Source organism: Terriglobus sp. 2YAB30_2 (assembly GCF_052114765.1).
Classification (GTDB): domain Bacteria; phylum Acidobacteriota; class Terriglobia; order Terriglobales; family Acidobacteriaceae; genus Terriglobus.
This window is the reverse complement of sequence record NZ_JBFRFJ010000001.1, coordinates 532,962-556,121: the sequence shown is the minus strand read 5'-3', so window position 1 is coordinate 556,121 and position 23,160 is coordinate 532,962. Positions and strand designations below refer to the sequence as shown.

18 protein-coding genes are annotated in these 23,160 nt (G+C 59.2%); 8 read left to right on the top strand and 10 right to left on the bottom strand.

Annotation, left to right across the window (positions count from 1 at the left end; genetic code table 11):
- The first annotated feature begins 29 nt into the window (after positions 1 to 29).
- The 3 genes from AB4Y89_RS02130 to AB4Y89_RS02120 all read left to right on the top strand — a co-directional run bounded on the left by AB4Y89_RS02130 (position 30) and on the right by AB4Y89_RS02120 (position 6,390).
- Positions 30 to 3,218 carry an efflux RND transporter permease subunit gene (locus tag AB4Y89_RS02130; RefSeq protein WP_442299264.1) on the top strand — a complete coding sequence of 1,063 codons (3,189 nt, stop codon included), beginning with the start codon at positions 30 to 32 and terminating at the stop codon, positions 3,216 to 3,218.
- A gap of 316 nt (positions 3,219 to 3,534) precedes the next feature.
- Positions 3,535 to 5,040, top strand: a complete 1,506-nt coding sequence (locus AB4Y89_RS02125; RefSeq protein ID WP_442299263.1) for a sugar transferase — start codon at positions 3,535 to 3,537, stop codon at positions 5,038 to 5,040.
- 138 nt (positions 5,041 to 5,178) lie between these two features.
- Complete coding sequence (locus AB4Y89_RS02120) at positions 5,179 to 6,390, top strand: alginate lyase family protein (protein ID WP_442299262.1); 1,212 nt, start codon at positions 5,179 to 5,181, stop codon at positions 6,388 to 6,390.
- Positions 6,391 to 6,443: 53 nt separating this feature from the next.
- On the opposite strand, the gene AB4Y89_RS02115 is transcribed toward AB4Y89_RS02120, so the two are convergent.
- From AB4Y89_RS02115 to AB4Y89_RS02100, 4 genes are read right to left on the bottom strand one after another with little or no spacing between them, the layout of a single operon-like run.
- Entirely contained in the window at positions 6,444 to 7,085 is a 642-nt protein-coding gene (locus AB4Y89_RS02115; RefSeq protein WP_442299261.1) for a bifunctional 4-hydroxy-2-oxoglutarate aldolase/2-dehydro-3-deoxy-phosphogluconate aldolase, read from the bottom strand.
- The gene (locus AB4Y89_RS02110; RefSeq protein WP_442299260.1) at positions 7,086 to 8,165 is read right to left on the bottom strand and encodes a PfkB family carbohydrate kinase; all 1,080 of its coding nucleotides are present in this window, start codon (positions 8,163 to 8,165) and stop codon (positions 7,086 to 7,088) included.
- The gene (gene kduI / locus AB4Y89_RS02105) at positions 8,166 to 8,996 is read right to left on the bottom strand and encodes a 5-dehydro-4-deoxy-D-glucuronate isomerase (protein ID WP_442299259.1); all 831 of its coding nucleotides are present in this window, start codon (positions 8,994 to 8,996) and stop codon (positions 8,166 to 8,168) included. It lies immediately after the preceding gene.
- Complete coding sequence (locus AB4Y89_RS02100) at positions 8,996 to 9,475, bottom strand: hypothetical protein (RefSeq protein ID WP_442299258.1); 480 nt, start codon at positions 9,473 to 9,475, stop codon at positions 8,996 to 8,998. The genes kduI and AB4Y89_RS02100 overlap by 1 nt, the downstream gene beginning before the upstream one ends.
- Positions 9,476 to 9,557: 82 nt before the next feature.
- On the opposite strand from AB4Y89_RS02100, the gene kduD reads away from it, so the two are divergent.
- Positions 9,558 to 10,316 (top strand): 2-dehydro-3-deoxy-D-gluconate 5-dehydrogenase KduD, encoded by a 759-nt coding sequence (kduD, locus tag AB4Y89_RS02095; protein WP_442299257.1) that lies wholly within the window; start codon positions 9,558 to 9,560, stop codon positions 10,314 to 10,316.
- Between the two features lie 64 nt (positions 10,317 to 10,380).
- Here kduD and AB4Y89_RS02090 read toward each other — a convergent pair whose 3' ends face one another.
- The 4 genes from AB4Y89_RS02090 to uxaC form a co-directional block, all read right to left on the bottom strand.
- Positions 10,381 to 11,157, bottom strand: a complete 777-nt coding sequence (locus AB4Y89_RS02090; protein ID WP_442299256.1) for an SDR family NAD(P)-dependent oxidoreductase — start codon at positions 11,155 to 11,157, stop codon at positions 10,381 to 10,383.
- 10 nt (positions 11,158 to 11,167) lie between these two features.
- The gene (locus AB4Y89_RS02085; RefSeq protein ID WP_442299255.1) at positions 11,168 to 11,656 is read right to left on the bottom strand and encodes a gluconokinase; all 489 of its coding nucleotides are present in this window, start codon (positions 11,654 to 11,656) and stop codon (positions 11,168 to 11,170) included.
- Positions 11,657 to 11,717: 61 nt separating this feature from the next.
- A complete protein-coding gene (locus AB4Y89_RS02080) occupies positions 11,718 to 12,980 on the bottom strand; it encodes a tagaturonate epimerase family protein (RefSeq protein ID WP_442299254.1) in 1,263 nt (420 codons plus the stop codon).
- A gap of 231 nt (positions 12,981 to 13,211) precedes the next feature.
- Positions 13,212 to 14,609 carry a glucuronate isomerase gene (gene uxaC, locus AB4Y89_RS02075; protein ID WP_442299253.1) on the bottom strand — a complete coding sequence of 466 codons (1,398 nt, stop codon included), beginning with the start codon at positions 14,607 to 14,609 and terminating at the stop codon, positions 13,212 to 13,214.
- Between the two features lie 113 nt (positions 14,610 to 14,722).
- On the opposite strand from uxaC, the gene AB4Y89_RS02070 reads away from it, so the two are divergent.
- A complete protein-coding gene (locus tag AB4Y89_RS02070; RefSeq protein ID WP_442299252.1) occupies positions 14,723 to 15,313 on the top strand; it encodes a D-sedoheptulose-7-phosphate isomerase in 591 nt (196 codons plus the stop codon).
- Between the two features lie 69 nt (positions 15,314 to 15,382).
- Here the strand turns inward: AB4Y89_RS02070 and AB4Y89_RS02065 are convergent, their stop codons facing one another.
- Positions 15,383 to 17,116: a hypothetical protein gene (locus AB4Y89_RS02065; protein WP_442299251.1), complete on the bottom strand. Its 1,734-nt coding sequence runs from the start codon at positions 17,114 to 17,116 to the stop codon at positions 15,383 to 15,385.
- Positions 17,117 to 17,211: 95 nt separating this feature from the next.
- On the opposite strand from AB4Y89_RS02065, the gene AB4Y89_RS02060 reads away from it, so the two are divergent.
- The gene (locus AB4Y89_RS02060; RefSeq protein WP_442299250.1) at positions 17,212 to 19,359 is read left to right on the top strand and encodes a glycoside hydrolase family 20 zincin-like fold domain-containing protein; all 2,148 of its coding nucleotides are present in this window, start codon (positions 17,212 to 17,214) and stop codon (positions 19,357 to 19,359) included.
- 146 nt (positions 19,360 to 19,505) lie between these two features.
- On the top strand, positions 19,506 to 20,651 hold the full coding sequence (nagA, locus tag AB4Y89_RS02055) for an N-acetylglucosamine-6-phosphate deacetylase (protein ID WP_442299249.1): 1,146 nt from the start codon (positions 19,506 to 19,508) through the stop codon (positions 20,649 to 20,651).
- A 56-nt stretch (positions 20,652 to 20,707) separates the two neighbouring features.
- Here nagA and AB4Y89_RS02050 read toward each other — a convergent pair whose 3' ends face one another.
- Complete coding sequence (locus AB4Y89_RS02050) at positions 20,708 to 21,631, bottom strand: BadF/BadG/BcrA/BcrD ATPase family protein (RefSeq protein WP_442299248.1); 924 nt, start codon at positions 21,629 to 21,631, stop codon at positions 20,708 to 20,710.
- A gap of 38 nt (positions 21,632 to 21,669) precedes the next feature.
- Here AB4Y89_RS02050 and AB4Y89_RS02045 point away from each other — a divergent pair, with 38 nt between their 5' ends.
- Positions 21,670 to 23,154: a sodium:solute symporter gene (locus tag AB4Y89_RS02045; RefSeq protein ID WP_442299247.1), complete on the top strand. Its 1,485-nt coding sequence runs from the start codon at positions 21,670 to 21,672 to the stop codon at positions 23,152 to 23,154.
- Positions 23,155 to 23,160 lie beyond the last annotated feature (6 nt).

Here is a 23,160-nt window from a genome sequence, read left to right as displayed (position 1 = left end):
CTGCCTCTCCCCTATCGAGGATTACTTCTGTGGTTGAATTTTTTATTCGGCGCCCTATTTTTGCGAGCGTCTGTGCCCTGCTGATCATTCTTGCGGGCGCGGTCTGCATTCCGCAATTACCTATCTCGCTCTATCCGCAGCTCGCGCCTCCTCAGGTCACCGTAACCAGCGTCTACATCGGCGCCAATGCGCAGACGGTAGAGCACGACGTTACGACCCAGTTAGAGACCGCCATCAACGGTGTCGAGGGCATGCGGTATATGACCTCGTCTTCCGGTAACGATGGCACCAGCAGCATCACCATTACGTTCCAGACGGGCTACGACCTCAATATCGCAGCCGTGGACGTCCAGAACAGAGTTCAATCGGCACAGGGTGTTCTACCCCAGGCCGTCAAAAACACCGGCGTCACCATCACCAAAGCCAACCCGAACTTCGTTTTTGCGAGTGGTTTCTACGCGGAGAATAACCGCTACTCACCGGAGTTCATCTCCAACTACGTCGACCTCTACGTCAAGGATCCTCTGAAGCGTATTACCGGCGTGGGCGACGTGGTCATCTTCGGCGCACGTAAGTACGCCATGCGCCTGTGGATCGACCCGACCAAACTCGCCGCCCGTAACCTGACTGCTACAGACGTTGTCAGCGCGCTGCAGGAGCAGAACGTCGAAGTCGCCGCCGGCGCCGTGGGCGCACCGCCGACAGCCGATCCCAACCAGACCTATCAGATTGCGGTCCGGGCTGTAGGCCGTCTGACGCAACCCTCAGAGTTCGAAGACATCATCCTCAAGAACACTTCAGCGGGTATTGTGCGCCTGAGGGATGTAGGCCGCGCCGAGATCGGCGCCGAAACCTACGGCAGTACGCTGAAGTACAGCGGCATTCCGGGTGTGGGTGTCGGTGTTCAGCAGCTTTCAAACGCCAATGCTCTTGCCGTGGATAAAGCGGCGAAAGCCGAACTGGCCCGCCTGGCGAAGAACTTCCCTCCGGGACTGAAGTATGTGATTGCGTTCGATACGACCACGGTCGTTGGCGAATCGATCAATGAGGTTGTTCATACCCTCATTGAAGCCATCATCATCGTCGTCATCGTCATCTTCCTCTTCCTGCTGGATTGGCGCGCGACTATTATCCCGGCTGTCACCATCCCGGTCTCGCTGATCGGCACCTTCGCTTTCATCAAGATCTTCAACTTCTCCATCAACTCGCTCACGATGTTCGGCATCACCCTGGCTACCGGCCTTGTGGTGGACGATGCCATCGTCGTCATCGAGAACGTACAGCGTCACCTTTCCCATGGAAAGATCAAGGACCCGCACGAAGCGACCTCGGTAGCCATGTCGGAGGTAACAAGCGCCGTCATTGCGACTTCCCTCGTGCTGATCTCGGTATTTATCCCGGTTAGCTTCTTCCCGGGAACCACCGGCATTCTGTACAAACAGTTCTCGCTGACCATCGCCTTTTCCATCGCCATCTCTGCCTTCAACGCGTTGACGCTCTCGCCGGCTCTGTCGGCAATTCTGCTGCGCGGCGAAGAGGCCAAGTACCACATGCTGGACTGGACGCACATTCCTTTCCTGGCCAAGGGTTACAGCGGATTCGCTCACGGCATCGACGATTTCATCCTCTGGCTGGGACGTCAGTATGCGAAGCTGATCCATTTCGTGCTCCGCATTCGCTGGGTCATGCTCCTGTTATTCATCGGCGGTCTGGTTGCAACGGCTGTTGTCTATCGCAGTGTGCCCACAGCCTTCGTTCCCAGCGAAGACCAGAACTACTTCATCATGCAGGTGCTGGCTCCCCAGGGTGCATCTTTGGCCTATACGCAGAACCTTGCCGACCAGGCACAGGTGCTGCTCTCCAAGGAACCTGAGGTCGTAGGCACCTTTGCCGTCATGGGCTTCGGCTTTAGCGGCAACGCCTCCAACCAGGGCCTGATCTTCGCCCCGCTGAAACCGCAGGCAGAACGTAAGGGCGACGAACATCAAGCCTCAGCCGTCGTGGCGCGCGTTGCTCCCAAGCTGATGCAGATTCCCGGCGGCATTATCGCTGCCTTCGAGCCACCGCCGATTCAAGGTATCGGCAGCTTCGGCGGATTCCAGTTCGAGCTTCAGGATGAGGGCCGCAACACGCCTGCCGATCTCGATCGCGTGGCACATCAGATCGTAGGCGCCGGCCGCGATCCAAAGTCGGGCTTGACGGGCCTCTATACCTCATTCACGGCCAATGATCCGCAGATCACCGTGGTCATCGACCGCGAGAAGGCAAAGGCCATCGGCGTTCCCTTCTCTGAGATCAACAACGCGCTCGGAGTCTTCATGGGGTCAACCTATGTGAATGACTTCGACTTCAACAATCGCTCGTACCGCGTCTACATTCAGGCCGATGCCGGCTTCCGCAAGAATGCGAAGGACATCCGCCAGTACTACGTGCGTTCCAATACCGGGCAGATGATCTCGCTCGATAACCTGGTCAGCATCCGGGAAGATTCGGGACCGCAGATCATCTCGCACTACAATCTCTTCCGCTCGGCTGAGATTCTCGGTTCCGCCGCGCCTGGGCTCTCCTCGGGCCAGGGTCTCGAGAATATGCAGAAGCTCTTCGAGAAGAACAAAATCCAGGGCATGACCTACTCGTGGTCGGGTCTGGCGCTGGAAGAGATTGAGTCTGCGGGCAAGGCCATCGTCATCTTCGGCCTCGGCCTGCTGGTGGTGTACCTCACGCTGGCGGCACAGTATGAGTCCTGGGCGCTGCCGTTCATCATCCTTCTGGCCGTACCGATGGCCGTGCTCGGCGCTCTTGGACTGATTGCGGCTCGCGGACTTGTGGATGACGTCTACGTGCAGATCGGTCTGGTCATGCTGATCGGTCTCTCGGCGAAGAACGCCATCCTGATCGTCGAGTTCGCAGAACAGCTCCGCGAGCAGGGCCGATCAATTGTCGACGCTGCTATCGAAGCTGCAGAGCTTCGCCTACGCCCCATCCTCATGACCAGCTTCGCCTTCATCCTGGGCGTACTTCCCCTGGTCTTCGCAGAAGGCGCAGGTAAGTTAGGACGTCACTCCGTCGGTACTGCCATTGTGGGAGGCATGCTGCTCTCGACCGTGCTGAACCTGATCTTTATCCCCGTGCTGTATGTCTTCATGAGCAACGTGCTGGCCAGGTTGCGGAAGGGACATGCAGCCGTTCGGCATGAGGTTCCGCAACACATGGTATAACCCTCGAATCACTTGGTAATCCGCGGCTCGCCACAGGCGGGCCGCGTTACTTTTATGGGGATATAGACAAAGGTTTGCCCCAAAGGTAACTGGTCGAGAGTGCACTCGATACCGATAGTTACATCAATGAGCGCAGAAGCACCAAAGCGAACATTAGATGACACGAAAGTTGCAACATAACGACCTCAAATCAGTGATTTGCGGTGTTAATCTCACTTAGGCTGTACGAGCAGAGTCGCTCCCCCTGCTCATTCCATGGGTTTGAATGGCTGTCCTGAGCTGAGTTATTTTACGGGCGCCAAAAGGAATCGGTTGTATGGCAACACCAGGAATGATTTCCGACGGTCCTGTCTCCCTTGGACGCGATACGTCTCACGCGGTTTCGGGATACGGTATGACGGAGAGTAAGGCTGCTGTCCGTCTTTACGCCAACTCCGCTGTCGTATGGTTCGACCTGCTGCTCCTCTCTTTTAGCCTCGCCGTCACAACACTGGCTAACTATCGCACTTCAATCGAGCCGTCACATCTCAAGGCGTCCCTCGGCCTTCGCATCTCCCTGCGCAATCTGCTTCTGTTTCTCATCTGCCTAGCCGCATGGAGACTGGTTCTCTGGACCGCGGGCCTTTATCGCGCAGCATCGTTCCGGCATCTCTCCAGCCGCATTCTGCTGGCAGGGCTTTTCTGCACCCCTGTCGCGATCTTCGCGCTCATCGAACGCTCGACAGGCGGCAACATCGTTCGTCCAGGCGCACTGTTCTTTCTGCTGGCAACGGGTTCTATCTATGCCAGCCGCGGCTTGCTGGCCATCTCAGCCGGTTACGTTCACAGCTACACACGTGCTCCCCGCACGGCGCTGGTCATCGGCAGCGGTCCGCTGGCACGGAAGCTGCTGCAGGATCTTCCGCACCATCCTCAATGGGACTACCGGGTCATTGGCTTCGTCGATTCAAAACCGCAGCCGGATTCGGAAAAACGCATCCATGCTCCCTATCTCGGTAAAGTCGCTGCATTGCATGATGTGCTGATGCGTCTTCCGGTAGAAGAGGTCTTCATTGCTCTTCCTCTGAAGTCGCACTACGAAGAGATTCAGCGCGTGATCGATCTGTGTGAGGCCGCGGGAGTGCAGTCTCAGTACCTCACAAACATTTTTACGACCTCCATCACCAAGAAGCTCCGTCGCGATCAGGACCGCGTGGTGATGCAGATGGTGCACCATGACAGCCGCCGATTCCTCAAGCGGGCATTCGATTTTGTGACCTCGCTGCTGGGCATTATTGTTCTCTCTCCTCTCTTTCTGCTGATTGCCATTGCGGTCAAGCTCACCAGCAAAGGGCCGGTTATTTTCAAGCAGACGCGTTATGGCCTCAACAAGAATCCATTCTCCATGTACAAATTCCGCAGCATGGTGGTGGACGCGGAGAGCCAGCAGTCGCAACTCGAACACCTGAATGAGACCTCCGGTCCTGTCTTCAAGATCAAGCGTGATCCACGTATCACGCGCCTTGGAGCACTCCTTCGGAAGACTTCTATTGATGAGCTGCCACAATTGTTCAATGTCCTGCTCGGCGATATGTCTCTGGTTGGGCCGCGGCCTCTCCCCACACGCGATGTCAGCCGGTTCTCTGATCTGAGCCTGATGCGCCGGTTCTCTGTAAAGCCGGGGGTGACGGGCCTATGGCAGGTCTCCGGACGATCGAACCTCGACTTCGACGGCTGGATCGCTCTGGATCTCCGCTACATCGATACCTGGACGCTGACGCTCGACCTGCGCATTCTGGTCATGACCATACCGGCGGTTCTCAAAGGCCGCGGAGCGTCTTAGAGCATTTTTCCCTGTAGCTGGGTATCCCGGAAGGGGTGTGCAGCGGCGTTTTCATTGCGGAAAACGCCCATAGATACGGAAGCCCTACTCTACACCTACAGGGAAAATGCCCTAGTTCCACACTCAGAAATATCCGGTATGCTTCCAGCCATGGATCGCCGTCACTTCCTTGCCATCACCGGCGCCTTCGGCCTTAGAATGCACGCCCAGATGCCCGGCCTGCCCGCGGGAACCACCCGGCCTGACATTGCAGCGATCGATCACGACCGCATCCTTCGTCTGGCGGGGATCTATCTTCAGCAGAAGCCCACGACCATCACGGCCTTTCCTGCGGAACGATCTCAGGCAACACCGAACGACTTCTACTCTGAAGATCCTGAATGGTTTCCGGATGTAGATCCGGAGAAGCCCTGGGTACGGCATCAAGGCGAACGCAATCCAAATGCATTTCATGCTCATGGAGATGCTCTGCTGCGTATGGCGCAGGTGATTCCGGCACTTGCCGCAGCCTGGCTGATCACCAAAGACGCGAAGTACGTCAGCGCTGCCCTGCTTCATCTGCGGGCTTGGTTCCTGACTCCGGAGACACGCATGAACCCGTCGCTGAACCACGCGCAGGCGATTCAAGGCGTGGCCGAGGGGCGGGCTACCGGGATCCTTGAGACCATCTATCTCGTCGAGGTTGTCCGCGCCATCAGCTTTCTGGCAACCTCGGAAGACTTTCCGGATACCGATCTGAAGGGGCTTCGTTCCTGGTTCGCGGACTACGCGCACTGGATGTACGACTCTACCCTCGGCCAGGGAGAGCGGGATACGCGCTCCATCCATGGCATCTGCTGGGTTGCGCAGGCCGGCGAATACGCCCGCTTCGCCAATATCGCCACCATCTCCGGATACTGCCTGCGCCGCTTCCGCGAAGTCCTGCTGACGCTGATCTCACTGGATGGCAACTTCCCCGCAGCGCTGGCAACCACGGCTCCTTTCGCCAACTCCATCTTTCATCTGGAGTGCCTGGCCCTTACCTGCGAGGTACTCTCCACACCTTTCGAATCGCAGTGGACCTTCCAGACCAGCGATGGAAAAGGCTTGCGCTCCGCCGTCGCCTTCATGGCTCCGTCGCTTGAGAACAAGCAGCAGTGGCGCTATCGCGCTGACGCGCTGAACTTCCGCGACCTGCCGCTCCGCCCTCTCTCGCTTTACCTGGCCGGCCGTGCCTACCAGAGGCCGGAATATACAGCCATCTGGAAGGCCTTGCCGCCAGACCCAGCCGATCTCGACAATCTTGCCCTGCTGCGGCTCTATCCCGCGCGGCAGCCGCTACTGTGGTCCCGCCGCGTCCCCGGCGTTTAAAACGAAACGGAGCGCTTATAGCGCTCCGTTTTCAGCATTGAATTTGTCCTAGTCTAGCGTGCGCGGAAGCTCTTCACGACCTGCATATACTCGCGCGCCTTGGCGGTCACACCGCCATTTTCCAGGCCGCGCTCGTCCATCAGGTCGGCTCCGACCCCCAGGCCGAATGCTCCGGCAGACAGAAAATCCTGAGCCGTCTCGACGGTAACTCCACCGGTCGGAATCATCTCGATCTGCGGCAGCGGTGCCTTCAGGCTGCGCAGGTACTTCGCTCCCCCCATCGCTCCGGCCGGGAAGACCTTAACCACGTCAGCGCCTGCCTGCCATGCGGTCACGATCTCGGTCGGCGTCAGCGCACCGGGAAACACTGCGATATCCATCTCACGGCAATACTGCACCGTCCGCAGATTCAATGCCGGACTCACCACGAACTGCGCACCCTCTGCGATACACACCTTTGCCGTCTCCGGATCGAGTACTGTGCCTGCACCGATGAGCATCTGCGGGTCTTCCTTGACGAGGGTGCGGATCACGCGCACCGCGTCCGGTACCGTCATTGTGACCTCCATGACGATCACACCGCCCTCGGCCGCAGCGCGCGCCATGCGTACAGCCTTCTCCGGGCTGCTGGCGCGCAACACCGGCACCAGACAAGCCTCACGAATCCTGTTCAGAATCTCCTGCTTTGCAGCCATTTATCGCTTCACTCCTGCGCCGTCACCGGCCATTAAACCTTCCACCTCTGCCAGTGTCGCCATCGAGCTGTCGCCCGGCGTCAACATGGCCAGCGCACCATGCGCCACACCACAATCAAGCGACCACTTCAGATCGCGTCCCATCAACAGGCCGTAGATCAGACCGGAAGCAAACGAGTCGCCCCCGCCCACACGGTCAAAGATCTCGAGGTTGTTGTACCGGATTCCCTCAGCGACTGCGCCGTTGGCATAGCCGAAGGCTCCCCAGTCATTGCTGCTGGCTGAGTGAACCCGACGCATCGTCGTCGCCAGCACCTTCAATCCCGGGAAGTCGCGAATCACGTTCTGCGCCATCTCACCGAAGCTGTCGACCGTATGCCATGCCGGTCCCTGCGATGATTTCCCGAGCTCTGCGCTCAAGTCTCCATCGTGCCCGAAGAAGACATCGACATGTTCAGCGAGCATACGGTTTACCTCCACCGCAGCGCGCCGGCCACCACGCTCCTTCCAGAGCGAAGGCCGGTAGTTGGCATCGAAGGAGACCACGACTCCGTGACGCTTGGCAGCGAGCATCGCTTCAAGAACCACCGCAGTTGAGCTCTCACTCAGAGCCGCCATTACGCCGCCTGTATGAAACCAACGGGCATGCGTGAAGATCCCATCCCAATCGATCTCGCCAGGCTTTACCTGTGAAATCGCCGTATGTCCGCGATCCATCATGCCGACCGCGCCACGGCGGCCGAAGCCGCGTTCAAGGAAATAGATTCCGTTGCGCGATTCCCGGCCGATGCTGTCGAACTTCGACCAGAGGACGTGCCGTAGATCGACGCCGCCCTGCAGCATCAGGTCTTCCACAAGGCGACCGACAGGGTTGTCCACCAGAGCGGTCACGATCGCCGTCTTCATGCCGAAGCAGCGGCGCAGACCGCGGGCGACGTTGTACTCTCCTCCGCCTTCCCAGACGGTAAAGCTGCGCGTTCGTGCAATCCGCGTCTCGCCTGGATCGAAACGCACCATTACTTCGCCAAGAGATACCAGGTCATGTCCGGTCTCTGTCACCGGCTTGATCGAGACAATCATTTATCGCAGGTCCGCAATCGTGAGTGCATCCATATCGTCATAACGCTGGTTCTCGCCGCCCATGCCCCAGCAGAAACCGTAGCTCTTGGTACCGACACCGGCATGAATCGACCAGCCGGGCGAGATCGCCACTTCGTGATTCGCGACCACCAGATGCTTTGTCGAGGTTGCCGGTCCCATCAGATGCAGCACACGATGTCCCGCATCCACATCGAAGTACATGTACACCTCGCTGCGGCGCATGTGCGTATGCGGCGGCATGGTGTTCCAGTTCGAACCCGGCTCCAGTAGGGTAAAGCCCATCACGAGCTGGCAGCTACGAAGGCCTTCAAGGTGGATTGCCTTGTAGATCTTGCGATGATTGCAGGTCTCCAGCGCGCCCAACTCCACCGGCTTCAGGTCGGCGAACTTCACCATCGCTGTTGGCCACTCCGCATGAGCCGGATAGCTCAGTAGATAAAAGGCAGCCGGAGCATCAGAGCTCTTACTGGCAAATGTCACCTGCTTCGCTCCACGGCCGGCATACAGGCAGTCCAGCTTATCGAGCGCAAACTCCGTGCCATCGACCGTCACCACGCCAGGGCCGCCAACATTCAGGATGCCGAGCTCACGGCGCTGGCAGAAGAAGTCTGCCCGCAGCTCCGCCGGACATGGCAGTTCCAACGCGCCGCTGGTAGGAACCGCAAATCCAACCACGGTACGGTCCAGATCGATATATCTCAGTTCCAGCGAGCCGGTTATGGCCAGCTCATCCGCGAGAAACGCCTCCCGGATCTCCTCCGTCGTCATGCGCTCATAGCGCACAGCATCCGCAACCTGCAGCAGCTTCATTACTCTTTCACCTTGATGACATAGTAGAGCAGCGTCTTACCCGGAGTCAGCACGGCCTGATGCGGAGTCTTCGGCCGAAGGTGGAAAACGTCCCCCTTCTTCAGTGCGATTTTCGTTCCACCCTCAATTCCCGAGCCACTCAGCTCTCCAGGCTTCCCGTCGATCGGGTACTGGTCTTTCAGCTTTCCACCCACCAACATAGTGAATTCTCCATCGAGGACGACGAAGAAATCCGACCACGCCTCGTGATACTCGGGAGCACCCGTCTTTGCCCGTGCCGCCAGCATAGTTTTGTGATTCCCATACTCTTTTAGCGTCTCACTGTAGACGCCGGTCTCGGCGGTTCTTGCCTTCGCCACGAATTCTTTCCCGCGCGAAGCCAGTACTTCTGCGGGGTCTACCGTAGCTGGACCGAACTCCTGAGCACCCACAGGAATCGCCATGAGCAGCGCTGCTGCCGCCATTGTCATAATTTTCATATACGGAATCCTTTTTTTACCAACCAACATTACCAGAACCCGTGCTACCACTTCCTGATTTCCCGTAATCTATTGCCAGACCATGCCTGTACTCGATCATTTTCGTCTCGATAACAAAGTAGCTCTTGTCACCGGCGCCTCTGCAGGAATCGGCGCATCCATCGCTCAGGCGCTTGCTGAAGCCGGAGCCACAGTTGCCTGTCATGGCAACTCGCGCCCAGCGGAAACCACCGCTGCTTCCATCGGCGGCAACGCAGCGGCCTTCCAAGCCGACCTTTCTTCGACGGAAGGCGCCCAGCAGCTCTTCGACCAGGTCATCGCCAAGTTTAGCCAGATCGACATTCTGGTCAACAATGCCGGCACCATTATCCGGCACGAGGCTGTCGACTATCCCTTTGAGGACTGGCAGCGCGTCATCCAGATCAATCTGAACTCTGTCTTTCAGCTCTCTCAGCTGGTCGGACGTGCGCTCATCGAACGCAAAGCTCCAGGCAAGATCGTAAACATCGCTTCGCTGCTTTCCTTCCAGGGCGGCATCCGCGTGCCTGCGTATGCCGCCAGCAAGGGCGCTGTGGCACAGCTCACGAAGGCACTAGCGAATGAATGGGCGCCGCGCGGCATCCAGGTCAACGCAATCGCTCCCGGCTACATTGCCACCGACAATACGCTGCCGCTGCGTAATGACGAGACGCGTAACCGCCAGATCCTCGAGCGCATCCCCACCGGCCGCTGGGGCGATCCTGAAGACATCGCCGCTACCGCAGTCTTCCTCTCCAGCCCTGCCGCCAACTACATCACCGGCACTGTACTCAATGTCGATGGTGGATGGCTCGCACGCTAAGGAAACACTTCCTTCAATGAAAAGGAGCGCCATTGGCGCTCCTTTTCCGCTTCATCGCAGAAGCTTACTGATTTACACCGCTGGCCAGGAAGCCGCCGTCCACCACGACAATCTCACCAGTGATAAACGAAGCAGCATCGCTGGCCAGGAAGATCGCCGCACCGACCAGTTCTTCAGTCTTACCGAAGCGGCCCATCGGCGTACGCATCTTCAGCTCCTGTCCACGCGGGGACTCATCGAGCAGCTTGGCATTCAGGTCCGTGCGGAAGACGCCCGGAGCGATCGCATTCACGGTCACGCCCAGCGACGACCACTCCACCGCCAGCGAACGGGTTAGCGCGCCCACAGCAGCCTTGCTGGCCGCATAAGCAGAGACTTCCTTCAAGCTGACAAAGGTGTTCAGCGAAGCGATGTTCACGATGCGACCGTAACCACGCTCCAGCATGTGCTTGCCGAAGATCTGGCAGGCGCGCAGAGTGCCGGTCACGTTGGTGCTCATGATGTCGTCCCAGGTCTCTTCGGGAACTGTCAGCGTGGGCTCACGCTTGATCTTGCCGGCGCAGTTGATCAGGATGTCGACCTTGCCGAACGCCTCCAGAGTCTTGTCGGCGAGGGTCTGCAGCGTCGCACGGTCGTTTACGTCCGTCGGAACGCGCAGCGAACGGCGGCCCAGCGCCTCAATCTTCGCAGCCACCTCGTCTACCTGCTCCTGGCGCCGCGAGCTCGCCACCACATCCGCGCCGGCTTCAGCCAGGCCCAGCGACATTGCCAGACCGATGCCCGACGTTCCACCAACCACCACGGCAGTCTTGCCCGTGAGATCAAACAGCTTGTGCCCCATCTTTCCCCTCCTACTTCACTTTGCTCAAAATCTCGTCTACGACCTGTTCTACGGGTCTGTCATTCGTCACGATAACAGCGTCGGACGGGCGTTCCAGCGTAGCCAACTGGCTGTCCAGCAGCTTCGGATTCATGTACTCGTGCTGACGTGCCGCCAGGCGCTCCGTGAGCGTCTCCTTCGGAAGATCCAGCAGCACAAATTGCACAGCCCCCTCCGGCATACCCTGGCTCAGAGTCACGCGGTACTTGTCTTTCAGCGCGGAGCAGGCCAGTATGCCGTTGCTTCTCTTCTCGTGCCATTCGCGCATCAGCTGGTTCAGCCGCTCCAGCCAGGGCTGGCGGTCCTCGTCATTCAGCGGCTGCCCAGCACCCATCTTTGCTTTGTTCGCAGGCGGATGGTAATCATCCGCATCGGCAAACGGACAACTCAACCGTTCGGCCAGTGCATGACCGACCGTCGACTTGCCTGCTCCCGAAACTCCCATCAAAACCAGAATCATCTTCGCCTCAGCAAAAAGCGCGGCACCTGCTCTGCCGCGCTTTTTGTATCCATCTTCAGTATTACGCGCCCAGGAAGACCGGACGAATGTGGCGATCCCACAGGTTCTCGGTCACGTTCTTGGCGACGATCTCTTCGTTCGCCTCCAGAGCCTCCAGATAACGCGGTCCCATCTTGGCCGCAACCTTGAAGCCGACGTGGATCAACTGGCGGAAGTTCGCGTTGTACAGAGGATTGCTCTGTACGTGACGCAGTGCACCAACGAACTGCGCACTCGTCCAGCCATTGACTTCGTCCACCGTCGGAAGCTGTTCCTTCTTGATGTCGATCACCGTGGCATACGGAGCCATCAGCTCATCGGCATGCGAGAACGCCTCGGCATACACTTCCTTCGCAATCGCCAGGCCCGTACCACCGGCCTCAGCCAGACCGATCACCTCTTCCAGCCAGGTGGTGCCGGCCGTCTTGAGGTGAACGCCCGCGCCGGTCTTGGTCACAGCGTTGTGAATCGCAGCATAGATCGAGAACTTGTCCGATCCCGAGTGAACGCTCAGTTTCAGGTTCTCCGGCAGGCCGTAGTTCTTCACGGCGAAGGCGATCGCCGCCAGGTCTTCCTCAAACTCGCGGGTGAACTGCGCGACATCGCCCACGTACTCCACACCCTTGTTGAAGCGGCCGGTGAACTTCGGAGCGATGGTCTGGATCGGCACCTTCTCGTCTGCAATCGCAGCCAGGATGATCAGCAGCTCTACCGGGGTCTGCGGCAGGTCGGTCTCGTCCATTGAGATCTCAGGAACGAATTTGCCCTCGCCCTTCGCTTCCAGGATGGCACGATAGATCTTTCCGGCCTCCTGCACCGCGCCGAGGAACTTGTTCGCTACACCGCGCACAAAGGCCTCATCGGTACGGAACGGCTCCGCGATACCAGGAATGTTCACCGTGCCCACCAGCTCCGGGTGACGGCTTACAAATGCATCCACGTCAGCAGCCGCAGCAGGCTTGCCGATGTCGTCCGCCACATCGATGGTGAAGAAGTCACAGGGAGCCACAAAGCGCGCCATCGTCTTCAGATTGATATGGTCCGCGTCGAGGAAGTATGGCTTGTCCCAGCCCAGCGCCTTTACGGCAGCATCGGCGGCGGCGCGCGTCAGCGAAGGCTCGCTGCCAATGATGGTGTGCTCACGGTTCGACTTGTTCCATACCGGCACCACCTCTACACCGGCCTTAGCCGCATTCACGCAAGCCTGAAGCTGCGCCTTTGCCTGGTGGGCGAACCGATCGCCGGTACCGATCGAAAACCGTGGAAGCCGCAATACGTCACTCATCGAACTAATTCCTCATTTCCCGTAACTGGTCGAACCAATTTTATGACACCAAGCATATCAACGAAAAGCTGCCCCATGATTATCGTGAAGAAACTTGCATTCCCTAAGGAACTGAGAAACGGCTACTCAAGAGGTAAAACCACTTGAAATGCCGCAATTTCGGAACGTCCCTGCCAGCCGGCGAAGGAAAAGGGCCGGCACTCTGCCGGCCCTCCCATTCGTCACGGGTTGTTACAGTTTGTATGCCTTGCGCACCAGGTTGACGGTCAGGTCCTGGGCTACTTCAAAGGCTTCCTGCTCCTCGATGCGGTGCTCGGCCACCAACCGTGCCAGGAAGGCACAGTCGATACGCCGCGCCACGTCGTGACGTGAAGGAATTGACAGGAAGGCACGTGTATCGTCGTTGAAGCCGACCGTGTTGTAGAAGCCGGCGGTCTCGGTCACCTGCTCGCGGAAGCGCGTCATGCCCTCCGGCGAATCGTGGAACCACCATGCCGGGCCAAGCCGCAGGCACGGATAGTGTCCGGCGAGCGGAGCCAGTTCACGGCTGTAGGTGGTCTCATCGAGCGTGAACAGAATGAACGTAAATTCAGGTTCATTGCCGTACTTATCCAGCAGTGGACGCAGGTTGCGGACATACTCCGTCGGCGACGGAATGTCGGCGCCCTTGTCACGGCCGAACTTCTTGTAGATGCCGAGATTGTGATTGCGCACAGAGCCCGGATGCAGCTGCATCACCAGGCCGTCTTCCACGCTCATACCGGCCAGTTCGGTCAGCATCTGCGCCTGGAAGAGCTCCATCTCTTTGGCATCGGCCGTACCGGCATGGATCTTGGCATACAGAGCGCTCGCAGCAGCCTCGCCCAGGTCGGCCGTCTTCGCCGTCAAGTGGCCATGGTCGGTAGCGGTTGCGCCCATCTCGATGAAGAAACGGCGGCGGGCGCGCAAAGCAGCCAGATAGCCCTTGTAATTGGAGGTATCCTCGCCAGTTAGCTCACCCAGCTTCTTCAGGTTGCCCTGGAAGTCGGCATACTCGGCGTCAATCACCGCATCGGGACGGAAGGTCGGGACCACACGCCCCTTCCATCCGGATTCGCGGATAGCTTCGTGATATTCGAGGCTATCGAGCGGAGAATCGGTCGTCGCCAGTACCTCGATATTGAACTTCTCAAACAGAGCCCGCGGCCGGAACTCAGGTGTCTGCAGCTTCGCCGCAATCGTGTCATAGAACGCATCGGCGTTCTTCTCGCTCAGCAGCTCTGTGAGGCCGAACTGCTTTTCGAGGGTGTAATCCAGCCACATACGCGTCGGCGTGCCGCGGAAGAGGTAATAGTGCTTCGCGAAGATCCGCCACACCTCACGCGAATCTGCCTTCTGCTTGCCGTCGATCTGCGGCACCCCCAGGCTCTCCAGCTTGACGCCCTGCGAGTACAGCATGCGGAAGACATAATGATCCGGCTGAATCAGCAGCGCGGCGGGATCAGGAAACGCCGGATCCTCGGCAAACCAGCGCGGGTCAGTATGTCCATGCGGAGAGATGATGGGCAGGTCACGTACCGTCTCATAGAGCTTCTCTGCGATCTTTCGTACACCCGGCTCCGCCGGGAACAAACGGGCTTCGTTCAGCATTTTGTTCATCCTCACAACAATCAGCCTATCAAGTCCGCGCAACTCCGTCGCCAAGGGGTCGCTGCCGACAGGATTTACTTGCGCCTCATACAACTACCCTAGAAACTAAGGACATGACATCCCTCGTCCGCGAACATCTCAACGGAACCGCCGCCACCATCCAGAAGGTTCTGGCCGACGAAGCCATCTTATCGGCAGTCGCTGCAGCAGCCGAAGCAACAGCGGCCTCCATGCTAAAAGGGGGCAAGCTGCTTGTCGCGGGTAACGGAGGCTCCGCCGCCGATGCACAGCATCTGGTTGCCGAGTTCGTGTGCCGCCTGGTGCATGACCGCGCCGCCATGCGCGCCGTCGCCCTGACAGTCGACAGCTCCAATCTGACGGCAATTGGCAACGATCTCGGTTTCGATCGCCTCTTCTCCCGTCAGATCGAAGCCCTTGGCGCCACGGGTGATGTCTTTTTTGGAATCTCCACCTCGGGCAACTCCCCGAATATCCTCGCGGCAATCGACGAAGCGAAGAAGCGCGGCATGATTACCGTCGGCTTCACCGGGAAGGACGGCGGCCGGATGGTCGGGCTTTGCGACTTTACCGTGATTATTCCCTCCTCGATTACCGCCCACATCCAGGAGTGCCACCTGGCCCTTGAACACGTCTTCTGTGCGATGACCGAACGGTGCTACTTTGAAGGCCTGAAGCAGAACTAAGAGTTGCACACTAACAAGAAGAAGGGCCGGCGAATGCCGGCCCTTTCTGGTTCTATCTCCACGACTAGACTACGGTAGGAAGTAACGAACTCCCGTGTAGACAAAGTGGTTGGTCGCACGCGGAGCTCCACCTACCCCAGCCCATCCATCGCGGGTCAGGTAACTGTAGACCGTCGAGAGCTGGAAGCGCCCCGCCGGACCGTCATAGAAACGATAGACATAGCCGACCGAGCGTGCTGTCAGCATGCGCGTTGCACCGACGCAATTCGCAGGTGTGCCGGGAACGAACCCGGTATTCCCCGTCGGAGCAGCCTCCGTCAGGCAGCCCGTATTCACCATGGACGGCGGAGCATACCCAACCAGCGTTCCATTGCTGTCGCGGTAGTAGAGCCGCTGCGTGTACTCCAGGCCGTCATAGGTGAACAGATCCAGCTTCTTCGTCGCCTTGAATTCCGCGCGGAAGAATGCCTGAGCGCCGCGCAGCGGGGCCAACGTACCATCCGGATGCACAGTGACATCCGGCAGGGTGGCTGCACCGTAACGGCCTACGCCGCGGCCTGCGAGCACCTTGGCGCCGATCTCCAGCCGTTGTCCCACTGGAACACGGCCGCTAACAAAGAATGATCCACCGGCCTTGGTGTCGTTCTGCGGTGTCACCGCGCCGGTCGGATAATAGCGGTCGCGGAAGAGACGTCCCATCACGCCAAGCTCATAGTGTCCGCGCCATACGCCACCCTTCGCCGGATCATAGGAGACCTTCGCCAGCACATCGGGAGCCGGATTTTCGGTGTAGTTGAAGCCTGGGTTATAAGCACCCAGTGCATTGCCGGGAGCTCCGAGGAAGAAGTTGCTGGGTGCGTTGGTCGCATTGAACAGCGCCTGCGACTGTTCCAGCGAGAAGGCCGCCTGCACTGACTCTCCAAACTTCTTCGTCACACGCACCGATCCCAGCCGGCCCCAGGTATAGCCGATGTGCTGGGCAGCATCGAGAACATTTGGCAGACTCTCAGCACGTGGCTCCGCGCCGCGACGGTGTTCTGTCGCCAGGGTCCACATCTGGCCTGCCGTAAAGGTCCAGCCGGAGTTAAAGGCAGCTTGCCCCCAGAGCTGGCGTTGCCGCAAAACGTAGCTATTGGACTGGTTGTTATTCGAGGTGGCTCCGGCGGCAACGAAGTCGGTTTCAAAGTAACCGGTAAGTTTTCCGAAGCCGGTTTTGCCTTCGGCGAGCAGACTGAAACGCGACTGACGTCCGCTGCCGTACCACTCGCTTACATGGGCCAGCCCCGAACCGGCATATGGCAACTGGCTGAAGATAGTGTTCACTTCAGCGGCCATGGACTTCGAGCGGTAGATCGTATCCAGGCTGAGGAAGCCTCCGGGCGTCAGAGAAATGCCCTTGAAGCGGAAGCTCGATGGGCCATCGGCGACTGCCGGAGGCTTTACGGCAGCAACAATCGCCTCGGTCGGCTTGACCGGGACAGGCGTTACCATGGCGACGCTGGATGACTCCGCCGCCGCGACAGGAGCCGCCGCCGGAACGACCTTTATAACAGGCAGCGCCGGAGCTGCCTCTGCAGCCAGAATGGGAGCCGCAGCAGAGACCGGCTGCGCGCCACGACTCAACGCCAACTGTGTCTTCAGCAGGTCAATCTGCGCCTGCAGCTCCTTGCGCATGGCGGCCATCTCCGCACGCAGCGTTTTTGTCTCTTCGCTTTCGTTTCGTGCTTCCTGCGCCTCTGAATCTACTGCGCCTCCGCCCAGCAACAATGCCACACCTACCAACCAAATACGCCAAAACCGCATTGAAACATCTCTCCCGGTCATAAAAATTGATCGATCATCTCATGGTCGCATTCCCGACATTTCCATTTCCACAGCGCTGATGTACGGTGGTCTGCATGGCACATCGTTTAACTGCAGCCATCCTCCTCGGCTGCTCTGCTTCCCTGTTTGCTCAATCCTCTGCCAACACCACTCCGCCGAAGCTTGCATTGATCCCGGTTCCTCGCGAGGCAGCAGCAGGTGAGACCTTCCCCCTCACCCAGGGCATCGAGGTAACATGTGCCTCTCCGTGCGATCCCGAAGACGCCTTCGCGTTAGACGACTTCAAGGCATTCCTGGCATCCCGCTCTATTGCTACCCCACCAGCTGGAGCTCCAGTCCACGTCTTCGTCACTCGCTATGGCAGCAGCACCAATGCGAAGTCGATCTACACGGACGCTCTGCCGAAAGGCGCTCCCCAAGAGCCCGATGATGCCATCAAGCCAGAGGGATATGCGATCATCCCTGACAAGCAAGGCATCGCCCTGACAGGCTTTACTGCTAGCGGAGTCTTCTACGCCCTGCAGACCGCGAAGCAACTTATCGACGGCAATGGACCCCAGGCCGTGTTGCATACGGCCACCATTCGCGACTGGCCGGCGTTGAAGTATCGCGGCCTGCACGACGATCTCTCGCGCGGCCCTTTTCCCACACTAGATTTCATGAAGAAGCAACTCCGGGTACTGGCGGCCTACAAGGTCAACATCTACTCGCCCTACTTCGAGCACACCATGCAGTACACGGGGCATCCGCTGATGCAGCCGCCCGGAGGCCATCTGACCCAGGCTGAAGCGCGGGAGCTGGCCGCCTACGCAGCCAAGCTGCACATCACCATCATTCCCGAGCAGGAAGCCTTCGGCCACCTCCACTACCTGCTCAACTGGGAGCAGTACACGCCGCTGGCGGAGACACCGCACGGCCATGTACTGGCCCCCGGAGCGACGGGTTCCACCACGCTGATCCGCGATATGTTCACGGAGCTCTCGAACATCTTCTCCGGACCGTTCCTGCATATCGGTGCGGATGAGACGGTAGACCTGGGCAAAGGCGCCACGAAACCCGACGTCGATGCGCGTGGGCTTGGACCGGTCTACCTCGACTTCATGCAGCGGATCGTTACCGACCTGAAGCCGCTGAACCGGCGGTTGCTCTTCTGGGGTGATATTGCCTACAAGGAGCCTGCTCTACTGAAAGCGATGCCCGCGCAGTTCAAGCGGGATACGCTGGCCGTGGCCTGGGAGTACAACCCACATGCGAGCTTCGACAGCTACATCACTCCCTTCACCAATGCGGCGTTCGAGACCTGGGTCGCGCCGGGAGTGAACAATTGGTCGCGCGTCTATCCCAACAACAACTACGCGCTCTCCAACATCCAGAACTTCACCGCCGACGGAGAACGGTTGGGAGCCACCGGCCAGCTCAACACTATCTGGCGCGACGATGGTGAGGCCCTGGCCAACAACGACTGGTACGGCATTCTGTTCGGCGCGGAAGCCGCATGGCACCAGGGACAGGCCTCGATCCCGGCGTTCCAGGCCAGCTATGGCCGCAGCTTCCACGGCGATACGACCGGCTCCATTGACCAGGCGCAGAAGGAGCTGATGCTCTGCCACCAGGTTCTGAAGGACTCTGACTATAAGGCAGACGGAGGAGACCTTCTTTTCTGGATCGATCCCTGGTCTTCGGACGGACAGAAACAGGCGACGCAGCTCCGTCCGGTGCTGCGCGAGCTGCGTCTGCATGCCGAGGCGGCGCTGACGCTGATTGCCAAGGCTCGCGTAACAAACCCAAACCTCCGCGAAACCGATGCGTTGGACGCGCTGGAGCTCGGCGCGCGGCGCTTCGACCTGATCGGCCTGAAGTTCCAGCTCGCCGACGAAATGGCAACCGGATACCAGCATGCATACAGCCTGCAAGCCTCAAAGACCCGCGACGACCGTCTTGAAGTAAGCCGCGAACTCAACGTGATCAATGCCGTAAACGGCAAGCTGCAGGACCTGCGCAATAACTATTCACTGCTGCGCGATCTATATGAAACAGCATGGCTCAAGTCGAACCGTCCTTACTTCCTGCGTAATAACCTGGAGCGTTACGACTTCACCATTCAGCTCTGGCTGTCGCGTATCGACAAGGTACGTACAGCGCAACGGCAGTGGACCAACGACCGCACACTGCCACCCGCCAGTGATCTGGGGATTCCAGCACCGCCAGTCGCCACACGTTAGAGCCATCCTCCTGTAGGTGTAGTGCAGGGGGCGTGCATCTATGGGCGTTTTCCTCAATGAAAACGCCGCCGCACGCTCTTCACGGGATACCCAGCAACAGGAGAAATGCTCTAATCAGCTTCCAGAACAGGTAACATAACCGAGTAGTGTCTACGATTCTTACAGCCGCACGGGCCCTTACATCGCAGGGCATTGTCGAAAATCCCATCCTCACCCTTGAGGACGGCCGCATTGCACACATCTCCACTCGCGAGAGCAGTGAAACGCCGGCCGGCGCCAAGCACTTCCCCAACGCCACCATTACTCCGGCGCTCTTCGATGTCCACCTGCACGGAGCTGCGAACCACGATGTGATGGAGGCGAACCCGACTGCGTTATCGGCGGTCGCAAGCTTTCTGGCAACACGTGGTGTTGGGCAGTTTCTGCCCACGACCGTGACCGCTCCGATCGATGCCACGTTGCAGGCACTCAGTGGACTGGCCGATATCATCGAAGGGCCGGCGCAGCCAGGCCAGGCTCGCCCCGTCGGCGTCCATCTGGAAGGCCCTTTCGTCTCGCACAGTAAGCGCGGCGTCCACGCCGCAGCCTTGATTCAGCCGCCGAGTGTGGACCTCTTTGACCGCTTCTATGAAGCTTCACGCGGGCACATTCGCCTGTTGACCATCGCTCCCGAAGAACCGCGTGCGATGGATGTCATTCGTCGCGCCGTGGAGAAGGGCGTTCGCGTCTCCGTCGGGCACTCCAATGCCACGCTTGCAGAAACAGACGCGGCCATTGCTGCCGGAGCTGTTTCTGCAACCCACACCTTCAACGCCATGCGAGCGCTCGACCATCGCGAACCCGGTGTGCTCGGCGCGGTCCTTGATCGCGATGCTCTGTTCGCAGAGCTCATCTGCGACGGCGTCCATGTCGCACCGGAGCTGGTAAGGCTCTGGCTCAAAGCCAAGGGGCCGCATCGCGGGATCCTGGTCACGGATGGCATCTCCGCCACCGGCATGCCGGAAGGCACCTACATGCTAGGCGACTTCGAGGTGACAGTTGCCGATGGACGCGCCACCGCCCGTGGTGTTCTGGCAGGAAGCGTTCTTACGCTCGATAAGGCAATTGAGAACGTGCGTGCCTTTACAGGGACGTCTTTGGCTACAGCAGTAGGGCTGGCGAGCACCAATCCGGCAACGATGCTTGGATTGGAAGCGCCGGTGATTGCGGAGGGAAAGCCTGCGAACCTCAACCTGTTTACCGAAGACGGCAAGCTGCTGGGTACCTGTCTGGGCGGCACGTTTTTGGCATAACGAACTGCGTTGGAGTGTCGACAAATTCGAAACAGCCCATGCACCCGGATCTGTGGCTACCGACGGTGAGCCGCTCTCCACAGAGCTCCGACAACGGCGTCTACTTCTCCCTCAACAAATCGTGCGCCGGGGATCTGCTGCAGAATCGCAGCATTGAAGCTCTCCCTGACACGATCGATCTTGCCGAGAACACTTCCCGTGTACGCCACACCGCACTCAGACGCCGCAAAGCCTGCGGCCTGCATCTTGCGATGGACCGTGACGACCTGCGTTGCCAGCTCCTCACCCGCGCGCCGCAGGACATCGATGGCCACGGCATCTCCGCGATCCGCACAGGCCACCACAACCTGCGATAACCCGGCAAACGAAGTGCCCGGCCGATGCGCAACGGCGATGAGATCACCGATACCTTCTACATTCCATGCCCGCATCGCCTCCGTAAGCACCAGCGGGTTCTCTCCCCGATCTCGCGCTTTGGTGGCAGACCGCAATGCCTCGTGTCCGATCCAATAGCCAGAACCTTCATCTCCCAGCATTGGCCCCCAGCCGCCGGCGCCGAACAGCGTGTCTCCGAACCGTCCGCCCACATTGGATCCCGTACCCGCGATCACCAGAATTCCATCGCCACCAGAAAACGCCGCATCCAGCGCAATCACCTGGTCGCCGACGATCTCCACCGTTCCGCCCACACGGCGGCTAAGCACACGATCTACAAACTCCCGTACCGCAGGAACGCTGGCCCCGCTAAGTCCGACACTGCTCCGCTCCACGTATCGCAGATCGACGCCTGCTTTGGAGCCAAGCTCTTCTATCAACGCTCCAAAACGCGCCTCGGCGGCACGACGGGCGTCGGCGTCGCCTTCAGCAATGCGCAGGGTCTTGATACTCTCACCTTCCACGCGGGCCAGCTCCCGGCCATCCTCGCTGACAGCCACGCGGGTACGGGACCCGCCGGCATCCATTCCCAGATAAAACGCCATAGCCAGTGATCATACCGTGCCCTTACACTCACACGTAGATGACTCGCCTGCACCCGCTCGATCTGGCTATCGTGGCCGCCTATCTTGTTGGCATCACTCTCTTCGGTCTGCGCTTCCGGTCGCAGGACAAATCGCTGAGCTCCTACTTTCTGGGCGGCAAGACGATTCCGTGGTGGGCCATCGCACTCTCCATCGTTTCGGCGGAGACCAGTACGCTGACCATCATCTCGGTCCCCGGCATCGCGTTTACTTCGAACTTCGGTTTCCTGCAGCTTGTGCTGGGATACATGATCGGGCGCCTTGTGATCTGCGTCCTGTTTCTTCCGCGCTACTTCCATGGCGAGCTGTTTACGGCCTATCAGCTTATCCGTCGGCGCTTCGGACCGACCCTGCACACCGTGACCGCAGGTCTGTTCCTGATCACCAGAGCAGCTGCTGAAGGTGTGCGCGTCTTCGCCATCTCGATCGTTGTCGGACTGGCGATAGGAACCAACGACATCCTGTCGATCGCCATCATCTCCGCACTGACTCTGCTCTACACCTTCGAGGGAGGCATGACCGCGGTGATCTGGACCGACGTCGTGCAGATGACGCTCTACATCGCCGGCACCTTCGTCGCGCTGATCACACTCGGCCGCCATGTCCCCGGCGGCTGGACACACATCCATGAAGCCGCCTCCGCGGTAGGCAAATTGCACTGGCTCGATTTCAGTTTTTCGCTGGTAAAGACCTACACCTTCTGGGCCGGCATTCTGGGTGGAACCTTCCTCACCATGGCATCGCATGGCACCGATCAGTTGATGGTGCAGCGCCTGCTGGCGGCAAAGAGCCTCAGAGAATCCCGTTTGGCTCTGCTCGCATCGGGCGGCGTCGTCTTTCTGCAGTTCCTCCTGTTCCTCATCATCGGCGCAGGCCTCTGGGTCTTCTACGGACAGCCGTCGAGCGGCACACCGGGCTTCAGCAGCGCCGACCGTATCTTCCCGGCCTTCATCGTGCGTGAGATGCCGACCGGCATCGCCGGTCTGTTGATTGCCGCCATCCTTGCAGCGGCGATGTCGAACCTGAGTGCCGCATTGAACTCGCTATCATCGACCACAGTCGTCGATTTCTATATGCGGATCCGCCCTGAGGCGACAGAACGCGAACGCACCAGCCTGTCGCGTATTTCGACCGGTGTATGGGCGGTGATCCTCTTTGCCATCGCCGTCTACTCCGTCTTTGCAGGTGGCAAGGGCCATGTTGTTGAAACCGGCCTCTCCATCGCCTCGGTTGCGTACGGCTCGCTGCTCGGAGTCTTTCTGCTAGGAACGCTGACGAAGTTCGCAACCCAGACCGGAGCAATTGTGGGCATGATTGCGGGCTTCGCCGTCAATCTGGTGCTCTGGCTGAGCAGCATCAACATAATCCCAGCCATTCCCGGTTTGCCTCCGATTGCCTACACTTGGTACGTACTGCTCGGCTCGACGGTGACGGTTGCCGTCGGCGCGGGCATCAGCCTCGTCCAATCCAAAGATCCTGCGTGAGGTCTT